We start from the raw sequence: 13,786 nt of genomic DNA on the forward strand, positions 1-13,786 counted from the left end.
CCTGCTGATACACACATCGGCGAGGGCCCGCTGACCTCGGGGGATGGCTTGGCTTTGCCCATCCGCAGCCCAGTCTCCCCGGTGCACGCCTATCGTGAGGGCCGAATCTCCTGGTTGATGTACTCGGGAAAGCGGGACTGCATGGTTACGAGCGAGACGGCTGATGTTCGCGGGGCTGTGGGCTCGGCGGCCTGGAATCCCGCGGCGCGGGTGCGGGGCATGGGTACCTCGATCTTCACGGAGATGACGGAGCTGGCACGGCGCACCGGAGCCGTGAACCTCGGGCAGGGAGTCCCGGAGCTGGACAGCCCGGCCGCTCTGCTCAAAGACGTGGCGGACGCGGTGCTGTCGGGCAGCAACCAGTACCCGCCCGCTGTCGGCTTCCCGGCACTGCGTGAGGCGGTCGCCGCTCATCAGCTCCGGCGGTACGGTCTCGACTACCGGGCCGCCGGCGAGGTTCTGGTCACGACGGGCGCGACGGAAGCACTCGCCGCGGCCCTGCTCGCGCTCTGCGATCCGGGTGACGAGATCATCGCCTTCGATCCCTGTTACGACGCGTACGCGGCGGATGCCCGGCTGGCTGGTGCCCGGCTCGTCGGCGTCCCCCTGGTCCTCGACGGCGACGGGTTCGCTCTGGACGCTGACGCGCTGCGGGCCGCCGTGACGCCGCGTACGCGGGTGCTGTTGCTGAACTCCCCGCACAACCCCACGGGCAAGGTGTTCACGGCGGACGAGCTGGGAGCGATCGCCGATATCTGCCGCGAGCACGCGCTGACGGTCGTCACGGATGAGGTGTACGAACACCTCGTCTACAACGACGGTGCGCGGCATCTGCCCATTGCGACGCTGCCGGGGATGCGGGAGCGGACGCTGATCGTCTCCTCGGCGGGCAAGACCTTCAACGTCACGGGCTGGAAGGTTGGTTGGGTCTGTGGGCCGGCTGCGCTCGTGGCCGCCGTGAGCTCCGCGAAACAGTTCCTCACGTACGCCTCGGGCACCCCGTATCAGGAAGCCCTGGCACGGGCCCTCGGCTCCGTGGAGGAGTGGGCGGCGGGTCTGCGGGACACTCTGAGGCTGAACCGGGATCTGCTGAGCGACGGCCTGACGCGCGCCGGGCTGCGACCCTTCCGCGCGGACGCGGGTTACTTCGTACAGGCGGACGTACGACCCTGGGGCTACTCGGACGGCGTCCAGTTCTGCCGGGACCTGCCGGAGCGCGCGGGTGTGGTGGCCATCCCCACCTCGGCGTTCTACCTGAGCGCGGACGCTCCGGCGTGGCTGGTCCGGTTCTCGATCTGTAAGCGTGAGGACTCGATCCGCAAGGCCGTTGACCAGATGATCGGCGCGCGCTGATCGAGGGCTGGCTGTGTCGGTGTAGGCGCTGCGGCCGTACTCGACGGGCAGAGCAGTGGCATCGACGAGGGACACCGCCACGCCGGTACGCCCGTGGATTACCTCGATGAGGCGCCCCTTTCGGCCTGGTGCTCGACGAGGTTCGCTCGCGTTCTGTCGGCCATTCGGTTCTAGCGAACCCATACAGTAAACCGAAATAATGGATATATAGGGCATAGCTCTATTAATTCAAGTGTCGCAGGCGTGTCTCGTTTCCATGGATAAACCCAGTCATGCCGCCCACAGGATCAATAAAGCCCGAACTTCCACCCTGCGGGTTCACGTCTTTGACGGCAACCGGATCGCGCATGTAGTTTCGATTTGCCGCCTGACCACGGCATATAGATGATTTGGGGGAATTTTGAAGCGCGCAACAGGTATTGGTATAGCCGCTGCTGTCACGTTGCTGAGCACTTTCGCGAGCGGAACGGCTATCGCCGCCCCTCAGAAAGCGGCTGCCAATCAGCAAGCCAAGCCGGGCACTGCAATCGCTAAGGGTTTCTTCAAGCCCGACGCCCATACGGTCGTCAAGCGCAATGTTCCGAAGCAGATGCCGAAGCAATCGTTGGCAGGTCTGAAGTCGTCTCCCGACAACCAGATCTCCGGCCCGGTAGAGGTCTGCGGCACCGACACGCTTGACAAGACAAGCGGTCAGGGCAAGGGCACCCTGGTCATGACCGTTGAAAAGTCCGTTAAGACCGCACTTAACGGCGAGTTCGGCCTGTCGAATGATGACCTCTCCGCCAAGTTGGGATTCTCGGTAGAGGATTCAGTCACCGTTAAGGACGAGCATCGCTACGACGTACCCGCGGGCAAGACCGGGTTTATTGTGGCACATCCCACTTACGACCAGTACACGGTCACGACGTTCGGCAAGGCTGGATTTGTAATGAAGCCCACCGGGGTATGCTTCCAGTCCTGGTCAAGCTGACCTGACGTCTAGCGCAATGGGGGTTCGTCGATGAAGCGCCTGACCCGGCATACGGTCATCGGCTCTGCTCTCTTGCTCGCGTGCGTCGCATGCACATCAGGGAAGGGCGGAAGCGTTCCTTCTGCCCTTCCCTCCTCCACCGAGCCGTCACGTCTACTTCAGCTTCCAGTGGTCAACCTGGCAGATGACCCACTATCCGAGCAGGACGGCTCGATCGGCCCGGAAAAGCGGAGGGTGATCGGAGAAGTCCGTAACGGACCCGACCGAATCATCATCTATACAGCAGGGCAGAAGTGTGGCCTGGCGACGACCCGCGAGGGAGACGAGAGGCATCTTTCGATCTACCTGCTCACCGCATGGCCGAAAGATAGCAATCAAGGAGACAAGCACCTCCCCTTCGGCCCTTACCTGAATTCTTCAGCCACGGGTTCGGGTGGAACTTGGGCATCTATTTCGTGCGGAAAAGATGCGATGGTCGTGAAATTCTTCGCCCCGCACATCTCCGGGACCTCGAAATATCGGGGGTCGTTGAACGTAGTCAAACCGCTGAACGCTGGAAGTCCCATCTCTGTCGTCGCAGGAACAAGAGAGATCAGGGAGAAAATCTCTACCGCTCTCAAGGCACACTCATGAGCCGTAGCTTTGGATAGAGTTGTGCGGCGCCTACGCCTGGTTCGCTGACCCGTCCGCCAATGTCGGCCGCTGGGTGTTGTCGTTGCCGCCAAGGCAGCCGCAGCCAGGGATGTTCCTGGTTGGCGTTGGTACGTAGAATTGCTTAGGAAGACTACCGCTGTCGTGCCGCAGTCGGCTCATTGCGGCTTGGGTCACCCCTAGGGTGAAACGGACACTTCAGTCGGGTGTGAGGTCCGCCGCCCGGGAAGAGACGGCGGACCGGCGTGTATCACGTCACCCCTTCGGGAACCGCGGACCGGTTACTTCCAGGTGCGGTGCTTGAGGTCCCAGCGCTGCCAGTGGCCGCCCTTGTGGCGCTTCCAGCAGTGGGCGTGCTCGTCCCACTGCGCGTAGCTGCGGGAGTCGGTGTCCCAGCGCTGCCACACCTTGTGCTGGGCGTCCCAGCGATCGTGCTTCTTGTCGACGCCCTTGTCCCAGCCGAGGTGCAGATGACGGCCGTGGTCGCCCTTGACCTCTTCGCCCTTGTGCTTGCCCTGGTCGCCGCCGACCGTGTGTCGGTGCGCGGCCGGTGCGCCGTGCGGGTGGGCTGGTGCGGCGAACGCTGCGCTACCGGCTGCTGCTGCCGCTGCCGACAGCAGGGCTGCCGATGCGGTCACTGAGGCGACGCGGCGCGTCCATTCGTGAGACATGGAACTCCTTGCTCTTGGCCTCCGCGGAGGCGTGCTGCCACGGAAGCCGCACTCTTGGTACGGAGCGAAATCCTTGTGCCGTGGGCTCACGGGAGTGGCAGAACCGCCCAGGACAACTCGTTCGGATGATCTGTAAGTACGTCAGTAGGAATTACCGGTCGTGGTCGTCTCGGGTCGGCCGGACGCAGACCGGCACCGTGACCTTGCCGTGGGCTCGCGCGCTATCCCCGCCTCCGAGATCCGTCGGAACCCGAGGCCCCGGAAGCGGGGATTCACCAGCGCGTGACGACTGTCCTCATCGCCCCACCGTCATCGCAGCTCCCCAGGTGCGTTCCGCCGGCATCCGCCTGGACACCCGCCTCCGCCGCGCCGCCTCCGCCGCCTCCGCCGCGCCGCCGCGCCGCACACGAACGGCCCACGAGGACGGTGCTCGAAGATGCCGAGCGCCTCAAATACCGCAAGGCTGGCCAGTACGCACAATTCTCCGGTGCGCTCTCCCCGCCTCTGTGAACCCTGGAGGCGGGGAGCAACTGCACGTGAAGAGCGGAGGCACAACAGGATGACCGAAGAACCGCAGACTCCAGACGCCTCCGAATCCGCACACCGACTGCAACGCCTCTTCAAGCCCGACAAGGCTGACGAAGCGTCGGCGGACAACGCCAAGCGCACAACGCCCGAAGACAAGGACCGTGATCGACAAGCCATGCGCGGATTGCTCCCCGAGGGCCCTGTCTCCCACCAGTCCGCCAAGAACACCGAGGGGCCTGCGGACAAAGAAGCTTGAACTTTCGGCTCTTGAGACAGGGAGGTCACAGCCCCCCGGATGTGACCGCTCCGGCCTCCGCCGCGACGGACGCCGCACCCGAGCCCCCCGCGCCCTCCGCGCTGGACTTCCGCGCGTGATGCCAACGACACAGGGACTGAAGGTTCGTCGGGTCGTGGTCGTCGCCCGGGACGACGTGGTCCACGTCCGTGGCTGGCGCCGTGCACCGTTCCCCGTGTCCCGTAGGTCGGCCACGCACTGGAAGCCATCCCGCTTCAGGACGGACAGGCGACGGAGGCCAGTTGGCGGGGAGGCGGGAGCGTCGGTTGCTGTCATGCCAGACCACGCAAATTCCTCGCAAATCAGGCAACTCTCCTGATGGCCGCAAGTACGGTCGGCATATGACCGTCTACGGATACTCGAAGACTGACTCCGCGGAGAGTGACGACCAGGCTGCCGAGCTGATCGCATCAGGTTGCACCCACGTCTTCTCTGACTCTCTTGTCTCCACAGATCCGCCAGGCTCTGGATGGCTAGAGTTGGTGGATAGGGTCCAACGCAATGACACAGTGCGCATCGTGAACTGGGAACGCCTCACTCGTAGCGCCGAGACAGCTCGGTTCATCCGGACGTCCCTGGCGAACCTAGGTGTCCGCGTGGAGACCATGAACGGATGAGTGCAAGCGACCTCGGCCGGAATGGAACCGGCGGGTACCGGCACGGCCGCCGACCGGGCAGCGAGAAGGACGAGTACCCCCTGAGTGACGCGCCAATGTCGCCGGCACCAGCAAGGGCCTCCCACGGCATCAGATGCGTGGGAGGCCCTGCTTCCCCCGCATCAGGGCAGGTCTGAACGAGAGCGGCAGAACCATTGTCCCCACGATGGCTCTGCCGCTCGAATGCTCCCTACAGGCTCCTCATCCAGGGAGCGGTTACCGATATGTATTTTAAGCCTTTTGTGCCATTTGCGTGAATGAATCAAACGCATGTCCGTTAGCTCGGAGGGGTGGCCGGGGTGTGCCTGACCGGTGCGCTTGACTGTCCGATCGGCCCTCCTGACCCGGCTGTGCCTGACATCGCAGTGGTCACAGCCGGTAGCTGATCGTGACAGGCTGAATCGGTGGCTCGCATCGGATTCGCCCCGGTCGAAATCCTGTCACCGCGACCAATCGGACAGCTCTTAGGGGCCTCATGGCTCACCCGGGCCGGAGGGCTTGCTGGCGCCAGAGGGACCCGTGCAGCGCCCCACTCCTGAGGCGTGTCCGGTGGGGGCGGGCTGCCAGTCGCTCGACCTGCCTCCGCAGGGACACCAGCCTCGCCACGCCGCCTCACCTGCGCCCAAACTGCCGACAAGGACAGTGTTCAACTCCGGGCGTCGTCATCACGACGGAGTAGCGCAGCGTGATCACGGAGTTACTGCTTCGTTAGCGCGGTGATCCCGGCGCAGACCGGGACCAGGACAGGAAGGACGTTCCGTCGTGGGTAAGACAACGCGTGTGGTCGCGGGCACCCTCGGGACCGGTGCGCTGCTGCTGTCGGCGGCAGGCACGGCCAGCGCCGGGGGCCAGGGTGGCGAGTACTTCGGTCAGCACATTCACTGCGCGCCGTCATCCAGCTTTTTGAGCCTGCTGCCGACCCTCACACCCGGAGGCGGTTGCCGCACGAACATCTTCATCGACAACCAGAAGAACATCGCCAGCATCGCCCAGAACGCCACGGGCAGCATCTCCGGCACCGTCGTGACGGACCCGGCCGGACGGGGCGGCCGGGGCTGATTGGGCGGCCGGGGCGTCCTGAGCGTCCTGGGCGTCCGCTGACGCAACCGCCGCGCCCCGGAGCGCGCTTGCTCCGGGGCGCGGCAGTTGTGCATGGGGCATCTGCGCGTTGTGTTGTGCACATCAGCTCGCCGTCATCCGCCCTCCGGACCGTGCAACGCGGCAGTGAACGCGTCCGCATCATCACCCGGTTGGCTGGCAAGCAACCTTCGGTGCCCGGGGAGCGAGGGGAGTCACAGTTCTCGGATCCAACGATTCGACCACTCGGCGGTGGGCGCGTGGACGAAGCCGTAGCGGCGGCTAAGTGACTTCGCACCGGCCGAGGTGCCCATATTTGACTCGATCCGCTTGAATCCCGCGTCGCGCAGTACTTGGAACACCCGCTCCAGGAAGGTGTCGATCATCTCCCGCCGGGTATTGCGGTCGACTTCCGGAACGGCGAAGAACCAGCCAAGGTCGGTAGCTTCCTGTCCTTCTTTCCGTTCCGTCGGGATGCAGAAGAAGCCCCCCATCACGTTTCCTGACTCGTCGAGTGCCACCAGGTGCTTGACGTCGGGGCCGAGTCCGCCCTCGATCGCGGAACGCGTGAAGTCCACAGGGTTGTCGACCGTGTACCCCTCGTCGTTGAACTGCGAATCTTGAAATGTATGGCGCAGTGCCGACTCGATGTCGTCCCATCGGGCCTTCATGAAGTGCTCGTCCACGAGCGTGATCTTCATTGCACGTCTCCGTCTGGTCGAACCGCTCGTGGACCGACGAGCCGCCGGTATCCGGATACCTCGTCCACGCTGACAGCGCGTGAGGCTGCCCGCGACCAAGCATCCGCCGGACGGCTGAATGCGCCGGCACGAGCCACTCTGAGTGCGTCTGAGATGGTGGGGCCACCAGGCGAGAGGGGCGGTCGAGCATGCAGTGGAAGACCTACGGCGAGCGGCAGATCTACACCAACCCATGGGTGAACCTGTGCCTTGTTGATGTTGAGCAGCCGGACGGCCGGCGCTGGGAACACCACGTCGTGCGGCTGCGGCACCTCGCCGTGGCGGCCGTGGTGAATGATCAGCGTGAAGTCCTCATGATGTGGCGGCACCGCTTCATCACCGACTCGTGGGCCTGGGAACTGCCCATGGGGCTCATAGAGGAGGGTGAGTCACCCGACGCGGCTGCTGCCCGTGAGGTGGAGGAAGAGACCGGCTGGCGGCCTGGTCCGATGAAGCCGTTGATCTACGCCGAGCCTGCGAACGGCATCACGGATTCGCAGCACTACGTATTCCGGGCGGACGGCGCTACCCACATCGGCGCACCGACCGAGAAGAACGAGTCCGACCGCATCGAGTGGGTACCGCTGGATCGGGTGCGAGCCATGATCGACCGCCGGGAGATCGTCAGCAGTGGCTCACTCGTCGGCCTGCTGTACGTGCTGATGGACGAATCGATTCGCTGACGGTCACCGCAGTGTGGCCCGTAGCTTCGCTTCGAACGCGATGGCTGCGGGCTCCTTGCGGAACGGGGCCAGGCGCTGGTGGAACTCGCGCAGATGCCCTGTGATGCGTTCTGAATCCACTGCTGTGGCGGTCTCCAGCGCCACCGTGGCGGTGTGACATGCCTTCTCGACCTTGCCGCGCTGGAGCTGGGTGGTGGCGAGCCAGAAGGAGTGGAAGGCGCGGCCTGGCTGCATCACCAAGGCTCCCTGCGGCGGCCAGAAGTCCGGCCGGACTCGTACGCAATCAGGTAGATGCCGTGCGGCGGGGCGAACGTATGGGGGCCGAGCGGGGTGAGGTCGCCGTCGCCGTAGCGCCGGACGTACTCCTGCTGGACCTCCTCGTCGAGCCGGACCGCGTCGGGGTGGTCGTAGCGGGCGGGGCGGCCCGACGAAAGTGGAGTGGTGCCGCCCCCCGGATGGATGCCCTCACTTGCCGACGGTGTTGCTGCACCCCACACTCGGAAGCAGGTGGGTGGACTGGAGGCCGCCGCCGACCCCGACCGCGCCGAGGGCGTCGACGGGCAGTGCCTGCGTAAGGCACGCACTGGACTGCTTGATGTCGAACATGCCGCTGTCGGCGTGGGAGGTGCCGGTGCCGAGGAGGCCGACGCCGCCCAGGATGGCGGCTGCGGTGGCGGCCTTACGAAGCTTGTGCATGTCATCTCCAAGGGGGAGTTTTGGCGCGCTCTGAAGTCGGTTGACTTCATAGAGTGACGAAAGGCTAATCGGAGAAGTCCCGCGATCGACCGGTGACGCGCCGGGGCGGTGAGACCCCGCCCGTCTCGTCGCAAACGGGGTGGGCTCGGCCGACGGGTGGCGGGTTAGGGTGCCGGGATGCTCACCGTGACCTCGGGCAACGTTGGTAGAACGCTCGCCATCGAAATCACTCGGGGCTGACCTGGGGGAATGCAACAATCCCTCGCCCTCCCTCTCCCGCATCCGCGGCGACAATCGCCCGCGGCCACGGGTTCACTCCATTCGGCGACGCGACGGGACACCACCCCAAGCCCCCTGAGGGCTCCCCATGCGCTGGCAACTTTGAGGCGGTGTCTTATATGTGACGTACCATCACATGCTGTGAGGGGGTGCGATGAGCAGATCGGAGAGGCTCGCCGCTCTGGTGGCCTCTTCACCGACAGCCGTCAATGGCTCTCCCCGGTATGGGGGCCGAAACTACCCACAGGCTCTCGGAGTAGCCTGCTTGAACACTGCGCTCCCGCTTCCTTGCCGGAAGCGGGAGCGAGCGTCGTCGGCCTTACAAAGGGATGGCAGCCGGCCTTCCCATACAGGTCAGCTGTGGCGCGTCCGGCGATAGCGGCTGCTGCTCGCCGATCACGACGTAACCCCACCCTTCGTACAGCGCTTGGACCTTCCCGCCCCCGGCCTTACCGTTCACCAGCAGTGTGGTGAAGCGCTCGGGACGTGCTTCAAGCAGGTGCTCGTGCATCCGCAGGGCGATTCCCTTGCCCCGCCATGGCTGAACAACACCGATCTCCTTGATGGCGGTAGTTGGCCCGCTGGTGTACTCCTCCGGGGCCGGAGACGCCAGTCGTTCCCACCACCGGTTGCCCCGTTCAATCGTGTTGGCATAGGCGTAGCCGATTGGTTCGCCGCTTGCGTAGGCGATAACGGCTTCCCACCCTGGTTCTGATCCGTGGCGGTCAATGCGCTCGGCGAAGGTGCTGACCTTGTAGTTCGGCAGATGCAGCAGTTCGGCCCTTACGTTCGCGTACAAGTCGATCAGGGTTTGCCGGGCGCTGCCCAGCTCGGTGAAGCGGCGCAAGGTGATGGTGTCGACGTTCATGTAAGGGCCTCTCGTTGGTATTGCGACCAAGTGCGCAGGTGGGCACTGTGGGGTGCGGCCTTGCGTAGGTCCTCGCTGAACCTTTTGAGCATTCCGGCCACCCGCGGATGTTGGACAGCATCTCGGGGAATGCGCATCGCTGTCTTCACCGCCGGCTCGACGTCGCGCTGGCCAAGCTGGGCGCGTGCCAGCCTCGCTGTCGTGATGGCGAGCGAGCGGTGCATGTGCGGAAGGAGAGCGGCCATGCTGCGGTGCGCGCGGGCCTCGGCCTCCTCCCAGTCTCCGAGAGCAAGATTGGCGGCGAGACCAAGACTGTCCAGCTCCGATGGGCCGTAGAACGCCTTCAGCCACACCGGTCGGGGCATGTCATCGCGGGCACGGGCGAGCGCGTCCTCGGCGTGCCCGAGGGATCGCCTTACGCCTGCTCGGTCGCCAGCCGCACCCTGGATAGCTGCATGTCGAGCATGACCAAGTGACGCGAACATTGGGTCGCGGCGAGTGATGGGCAGGTTGCGGGCAACGTCGTTCGCTGTGAGACCTTCGGCCGGGCGCCCCATGTGCCGGTAGAGAGTTCCGGCATGCGACCAGATACGGAATGGGATCGCCTGGTCCCCCGACAGAGTCGCGAGGCTGGAAGCACGGTCGAGATGCTGCTGTGCTTCGGCGAAGCGGTGTCCATCGATTGCGGCCCACATTGCTGAAGAGGCGAAAGCGGCGGCAGATGCATAAAGGTGACTGCGTACCCGTTGACTGGCAATCCCTGATTGCTGGAGAGCCAGTGCCTCATCGGAGAGAGCGGCGGCCTGGTGCTCGACGGCGAGTTGACCGCCGTGTCGGTGGTCGCTGGCGATGATGTCTGCAAACCGCTGATTCAAGCGTTCAACATCGGATGTGCCGATGCGCCGGCTTGGCGTAGTCGAAGCGGCTACCGCCACGGCGAGGAAGTTGCGGCGTTTCATGGGGTCCTCCTCTGGCGCTGGGGTAGACGATTGCCGGCTTCGTGGAACGAACCCTAAAGCCGTGGCTGGTAGGCCGGTAACTCGTTCCAGTGCGGCGCGGGTGACGGATTTTGGCCATCTGACACGGCCTGCCTTCCAGTCCCGTACCGATGAGCCATCGAACCCGCCTGTACGCCCAGTGAGCTCCCCAATGGCCTGATTAACGGCATCCGCAAGGGAGTTGGAGCTGTGCTTGTGTTCAGCCATCCAGTCCGTCAGAGCCTGGTTGCGCGTCGCTCTCATAGCCTCACAGTCAAATCGCCCTAGGGGTGGCTGCGTGAAGCCTGGCGCATCGCCCTAATCGCCAGCCCCTGAAAGCCGTTTGAGTAAGGGGCAGTGGTTCCGTCCCCCTCCCCATCCCCCCGTGGGGGATGGCACCGCTTCCCACTCCTCGCTTCCAGGAGGTACTTCCATGGCAACGACATGCGGCATGGACGCGGTGCTCTACGTCTGCGCGACCCGTAGCGGCCAGCCTCTCGGCCTGGCTGAGCAGCGGGCCGTTGAGGAGGGGCACAGCTTCGCCGAGAAGCACGGCTTGCGCATCAAGGCGCAGATCTCTGATCCCTACGGTGAGCCGAATCCGTGCCGGCGCTCGGGGTGGTTGCGGGTGCGGGAGATGGCTGAGCGCGGTGAGATCGGTGCCGTCCTGACGCGGTGGCCGAATGCTGTGTCGCCGGTGTCGGAGCTGCGGAATCCGGAGCTGGATTACCTCGGGCGTCATGGTGCGCAGTTGTTCTTCACCTGGGCGCCGTTGAGTGCGGTGGCCGGTGGTGGGGGTGCGCGGTGAGTGGTCGCCATGCACGGGAGAGGCCGTCGCGTCCTGGGCTCGCGGTGGCGTTGTTGGGCGTGTTGGGGCTGACGCCGCTTGCCCTGGTGGTTGGCGAGGCGCTTGAGGCACAGGGTTCTGCGGTTCCGGTCTCCCGCCCGGATGCCGGCTCTCAGGCTGCGTCTGCTGTATGGGACGGCTTCGGGGATGTCAGTCCGTCTTTGGTGAGGGCCAGTGAGTAGCCGTCCGCGAAATCGCACGAACAGAAAGCGTGTGCCGCCCGATTACCTGCCCATGGCTGACAGGGCCACGGGCGCTGAAGTGGAGGCGGTAACGAATTTGGTATCCCGCTTCGCGAAAGATCGCGGTGACTGCATCGAATTGCTGGACGCCTTGGGGCTGTTGAGGCCGGCACTGGAGGCGCGGGGCCTGCTTGAACGTGAGCCTTCTCAGGGCGGCCGGAACGAGGGGCACGGGGAGTCTGATGGTGAGGAGTTCGAGAGTGGCTGAGTGCCCGGTGCGTAAGCCTACGGTGGTGCCGTATGTCGTCTCGTGGTCGGCTGAACTGGCCGGATTCGAAGACATGTTGGATGTGAAGTGGGACTCGCTTGGGCCGAAGCTCGGCTACAAGGATGAGCGGTCGTCAGACCGCGTCGGGCGTGATGGAGTGCTGTGGGGGCGGATGATCTATCAGCCTGGTGTAGGGCGACCCGAGTACGACTCCATGCACCCTGGGCGTCAGTACGACGCCATGCGGTGGATGAAGTGCCAGGTCTGCGGTGAATCGGTTTCCCGGAACGAGGACGGCTGGCTGTTTTTGGATTGGCGCAAGGAGCACGACCCGCCGACCTGGCCGGAGCGGTCTGTGACGGCTATGCCTCCGCTGTGTGAAGTGCACGCCCGAGTGGCCATTGCCGAATGTCCCCACCTGCGCAACACCGAGTTTCTTGCTCTGCGGGTCCGCGCACCACGCATCTGGGGCTACTCCGGTGCGCCTTACATGCTGACTTCCGACGGCTGGTCGGTGGGGGAGCACGATGCCCTCTGCCCTGTGGGTGACCCGAATCTTCGCGCGGTACTCGCGTCGCGTCTGTATCGCGAGCTGTGCAACGTCACGGTGGTCGGGCGGGGGGTTGCTGGCTGATCGCCGGGCCGGGATGCCGGCCGACAGTGACAAGTGAGAGCCGGACCGCCCCCTGAGCCTGGCAGCGCGCGGGCGGTCCGGTTGGAGAGTTCCTGATCAGAACCCTGGTGCCGATGGTACCGGGGTTGTTGTCGTGCTCTCGTAGTGGGCGATGCCCGTGCCGGATAGTTGAGTTGGCTCGTCCTATGGAGAGACGCAATGTTTGCCAGGCTTGGGAGTTTTGTTGGTGGTCGGTGCCGCAGCCCACGAAAGTCAGCCACGATGCGCCCGCGCTGTGACGATCACCCGTCACGTGTGGACGGCACCCGCCCACCGTGCCCAGCCACGCTATCCATTGACGTCACGGCGGGGGTCGTGTCCCGGCCCGGACTGTGGCGCGGAGGCTGGGCCCCGGTGTCATTCCCTGCCTTCCCCGCCTCCCTTGCCTCCCTTGACGTCGGCGCTGTTGTCGCAGCCCACGTCCGAGCCCACCCGGGTGCTCTGCGCACCCGCGGAGCCTTCGCCGCCGAGCGCGTTGCCCAGCAGGCCGTTGAGGATCCCGACCTCGCCGAGGACGTCGACGTTCAAGTCGTGCGACCGGCACTGGCTGCCCTGCTTGATGCCGATGTCGGTGCCGCCCCTCCCGCCTCCCTTCCCGCCGTCGGCGTAGGCGGTGCCGGCGCCGAGGAAGCCGAAGCTGCCGAGTACGACGGCCACGACGGTGGCCTTCTGAAGCTTGCGCATTTCTCCTCCGGTTGTCGAACGGATGTAATCCGTGATATAGCGACTTCTTACAGTCATATGAGACTAATGCGAAATATGACGCAGGCGCTTAGCGACACGCTGTGTCCTTGGTCGTCGCGAACGAGTGGACGTCCGGGACCCGTCCTGCGCCCTGAGCAGTTCAGGGCATCGACTGGCTGCGACAGGGGCAGATGCTCGCCCCAACGGCCTAGGGGTCGTGTCCCGGCCGTTGCGGCGGTCTGTCGTGGAGCCGCATGGGCGAATCCTGTGGCCGGCGCGGTGTCGGTCGGCGTGGTCGGTCGTTGGCGCAGGTGCGTCCCCCTCGGTTTCCTCTCCACTTCGCTGTCGTCGGGGCCCGGGTGGGACGTCCATGGGTGCCCCAGGTTTCGCGCGCTTCGGGCCTTGACGGCGTGGAGCCTGGGGTGCCGACCTGACTGTGAGAGGTCCCCGCGGGTTCGGCGTGGTCTGGGCTGCTGGTCGCGTGCGTCTGGTCGTGGTGGCTGCGCGGGGTGCTGTCGTGGTGTCGGCCCGGAAGTGCTGTTGCGGGCTGATTGGGTTGCTTCCTGGGTTCTGCCGGATCGCTTGTCTGTCCCTGCGCGCTGAGCTGCCGGGGGGTGCCGAGAGCGGGGCGGTAGACAGGAGCGTCGGGGGGGGGGGGGCGGCCAGACGAACGGGCCCCGTCGCGGGA

The 13,786-nt window shown here is 65.2% G+C and carries 14 protein-coding genes and 2 pseudogenes; 8 read left to right on the plus strand and 8 right to left on the minus strand.

The genetic code is table 11. The features are described from left to right. Positions 1 to 219 precede the first annotated feature (219 nt). From ACO1BR_RS04135 to ACO1BR_RS04145, 3 genes are all read left to right on the plus strand, one after another. Positions 220 to 1,353 (plus strand): aminotransferase class I/II-fold pyridoxal phosphate-dependent enzyme, encoded by a 1,134-nt coding sequence (locus ACO1BR_RS04135; RefSeq protein ID WP_426793635.1) that lies wholly within the window; start codon positions 220 to 222, stop codon positions 1,351 to 1,353. 442 nt (positions 1,354 to 1,795) lie between these two features. After that, complete coding sequence (locus ACO1BR_RS04140) at positions 1,796 to 2,323, plus strand: hypothetical protein (protein WP_426793636.1); 528 nt, start codon at positions 1,796 to 1,798, stop codon at positions 2,321 to 2,323. 30 nt (positions 2,324 to 2,353) lie between these two features. Further along, positions 2,354 to 2,956, plus strand: a complete 603-nt coding sequence (locus ACO1BR_RS04145; RefSeq protein ID WP_426793637.1) for a hypothetical protein — start codon at positions 2,354 to 2,356, stop codon at positions 2,954 to 2,956. 299 nt (positions 2,957 to 3,255) lie between these two features. Here ACO1BR_RS04145 and ACO1BR_RS04150 read toward each other — a convergent pair whose 3' ends face one another. Then, a complete protein-coding gene (locus ACO1BR_RS04150) occupies positions 3,256 to 3,645 on the minus strand; it encodes a hypothetical protein (RefSeq protein ID WP_426793638.1) in 390 nt (129 codons plus the stop codon). Positions 3,646 to 4,204: 559 nt separating this feature from the next. Between ACO1BR_RS04150 and ACO1BR_RS04155 the strand changes: the two genes are divergently transcribed. Continuing rightward, positions 4,205 to 4,429, plus strand: coding sequence for a hypothetical protein (locus tag ACO1BR_RS04155; protein ID WP_426793639.1), 225 nt, complete (start codon positions 4,205 to 4,207; stop codon positions 4,427 to 4,429). A gap of 1,457 nt (positions 4,430 to 5,886) precedes the next feature. Beyond that, positions 5,887 to 6,183, plus strand: coding sequence for a hypothetical protein (locus ACO1BR_RS04160; RefSeq protein ID WP_426793640.1), 297 nt, complete (start codon positions 5,887 to 5,889; stop codon positions 6,181 to 6,183). A 233-nt stretch (positions 6,184 to 6,416) separates the two neighbouring features. Here the strand turns inward: ACO1BR_RS04160 and ACO1BR_RS04165 are convergent, their stop codons facing one another. Beyond that, a complete protein-coding gene (locus ACO1BR_RS04165; RefSeq protein WP_426793641.1) occupies positions 6,417 to 6,902 on the minus strand; it encodes a hypothetical protein in 486 nt (161 codons plus the stop codon). 188 nt (positions 6,903 to 7,090) lie between these two features. Here ACO1BR_RS04165 and ACO1BR_RS04170 point away from each other — a divergent pair, with 188 nt between their 5' ends. Then, entirely contained in the window at positions 7,091 to 7,624 is a 534-nt protein-coding gene (locus ACO1BR_RS04170) for an NUDIX domain-containing protein (protein WP_426793642.1), read from the plus strand. Here ACO1BR_RS04170 and ACO1BR_RS04175 read toward each other — a convergent pair. From ACO1BR_RS04175 to ACO1BR_RS04195, 5 genes and pseudogenes are all read right to left on the minus strand, one after another. Further along, positions 7,566 to 7,855: pseudogene (locus ACO1BR_RS04175) on the minus strand (hypothetical protein); the annotation flags it as partial. The gene ACO1BR_RS04170 and the pseudogene ACO1BR_RS04175 sit on opposite strands and share 59 nt — an antisense overlap. A 35-nt stretch (positions 7,856 to 7,890) precedes the next feature. Next, positions 7,891 to 8,085, minus strand: a pseudogene (locus tag ACO1BR_RS04180) (GNAT family N-acetyltransferase); the annotation flags it as partial. Between the two features lie 4 nt (positions 8,086 to 8,089). Beyond that, positions 8,090 to 8,320 (minus strand): hypothetical protein, encoded by a 231-nt coding sequence (locus ACO1BR_RS04185; protein WP_426793643.1) that lies wholly within the window; start codon positions 8,318 to 8,320, stop codon positions 8,090 to 8,092. Positions 8,321 to 8,918: 598 nt separating this feature from the next. After that, positions 8,919 to 9,467 carry a GNAT family N-acetyltransferase gene (locus ACO1BR_RS04190; RefSeq protein ID WP_426793644.1) on the minus strand — a complete coding sequence of 183 codons (549 nt, stop codon included), beginning with the start codon at positions 9,465 to 9,467 and terminating at the stop codon, positions 8,919 to 8,921. Further along, positions 9,464 to 10,426 (minus strand): hypothetical protein, encoded by a 963-nt coding sequence (locus ACO1BR_RS04195; RefSeq protein WP_426793645.1) that lies wholly within the window; start codon positions 10,424 to 10,426, stop codon positions 9,464 to 9,466. Before ACO1BR_RS04195 ends, ACO1BR_RS04190 begins: the two co-directional genes overlap by 4 nt. Positions 10,427 to 10,895: 469 nt before the next feature. Here ACO1BR_RS04195 and ACO1BR_RS04200 point away from each other — a divergent pair, with 469 nt between their 5' ends. Together ACO1BR_RS04200 and ACO1BR_RS04205 are read left to right on the plus strand one after the other, a co-directional pair. After that, positions 10,896 to 11,252, plus strand: coding sequence for a hypothetical protein (locus tag ACO1BR_RS04200; protein WP_426793646.1), 357 nt, complete (start codon positions 10,896 to 10,898; stop codon positions 11,250 to 11,252). Between the two features lie 514 nt (positions 11,253 to 11,766). Next, the gene (locus tag ACO1BR_RS04205; RefSeq protein ID WP_426793647.1) at positions 11,767 to 12,375 is read left to right on the plus strand and encodes a hypothetical protein; all 609 of its coding nucleotides are present in this window, start codon (positions 11,767 to 11,769) and stop codon (positions 12,373 to 12,375) included. A 396-nt stretch (positions 12,376 to 12,771) separates the two neighbouring features. On the opposite strand, the gene ACO1BR_RS04210 is transcribed toward ACO1BR_RS04205, so the two are convergent. Further along, positions 12,772 to 13,098 (minus strand): hypothetical protein, encoded by a 327-nt coding sequence (locus tag ACO1BR_RS04210; protein WP_426793648.1) that lies wholly within the window; start codon positions 13,096 to 13,098, stop codon positions 12,772 to 12,774. Positions 13,099 to 13,786: the final 688 nt, after the last annotated feature.

This window comes from Streptomyces sp. YGL11-2, from assembly GCF_050054615.1.
Classification (GTDB): Bacteria; Actinomycetota; Actinomycetes; order Streptomycetales; family Streptomycetaceae; genus Streptomyces.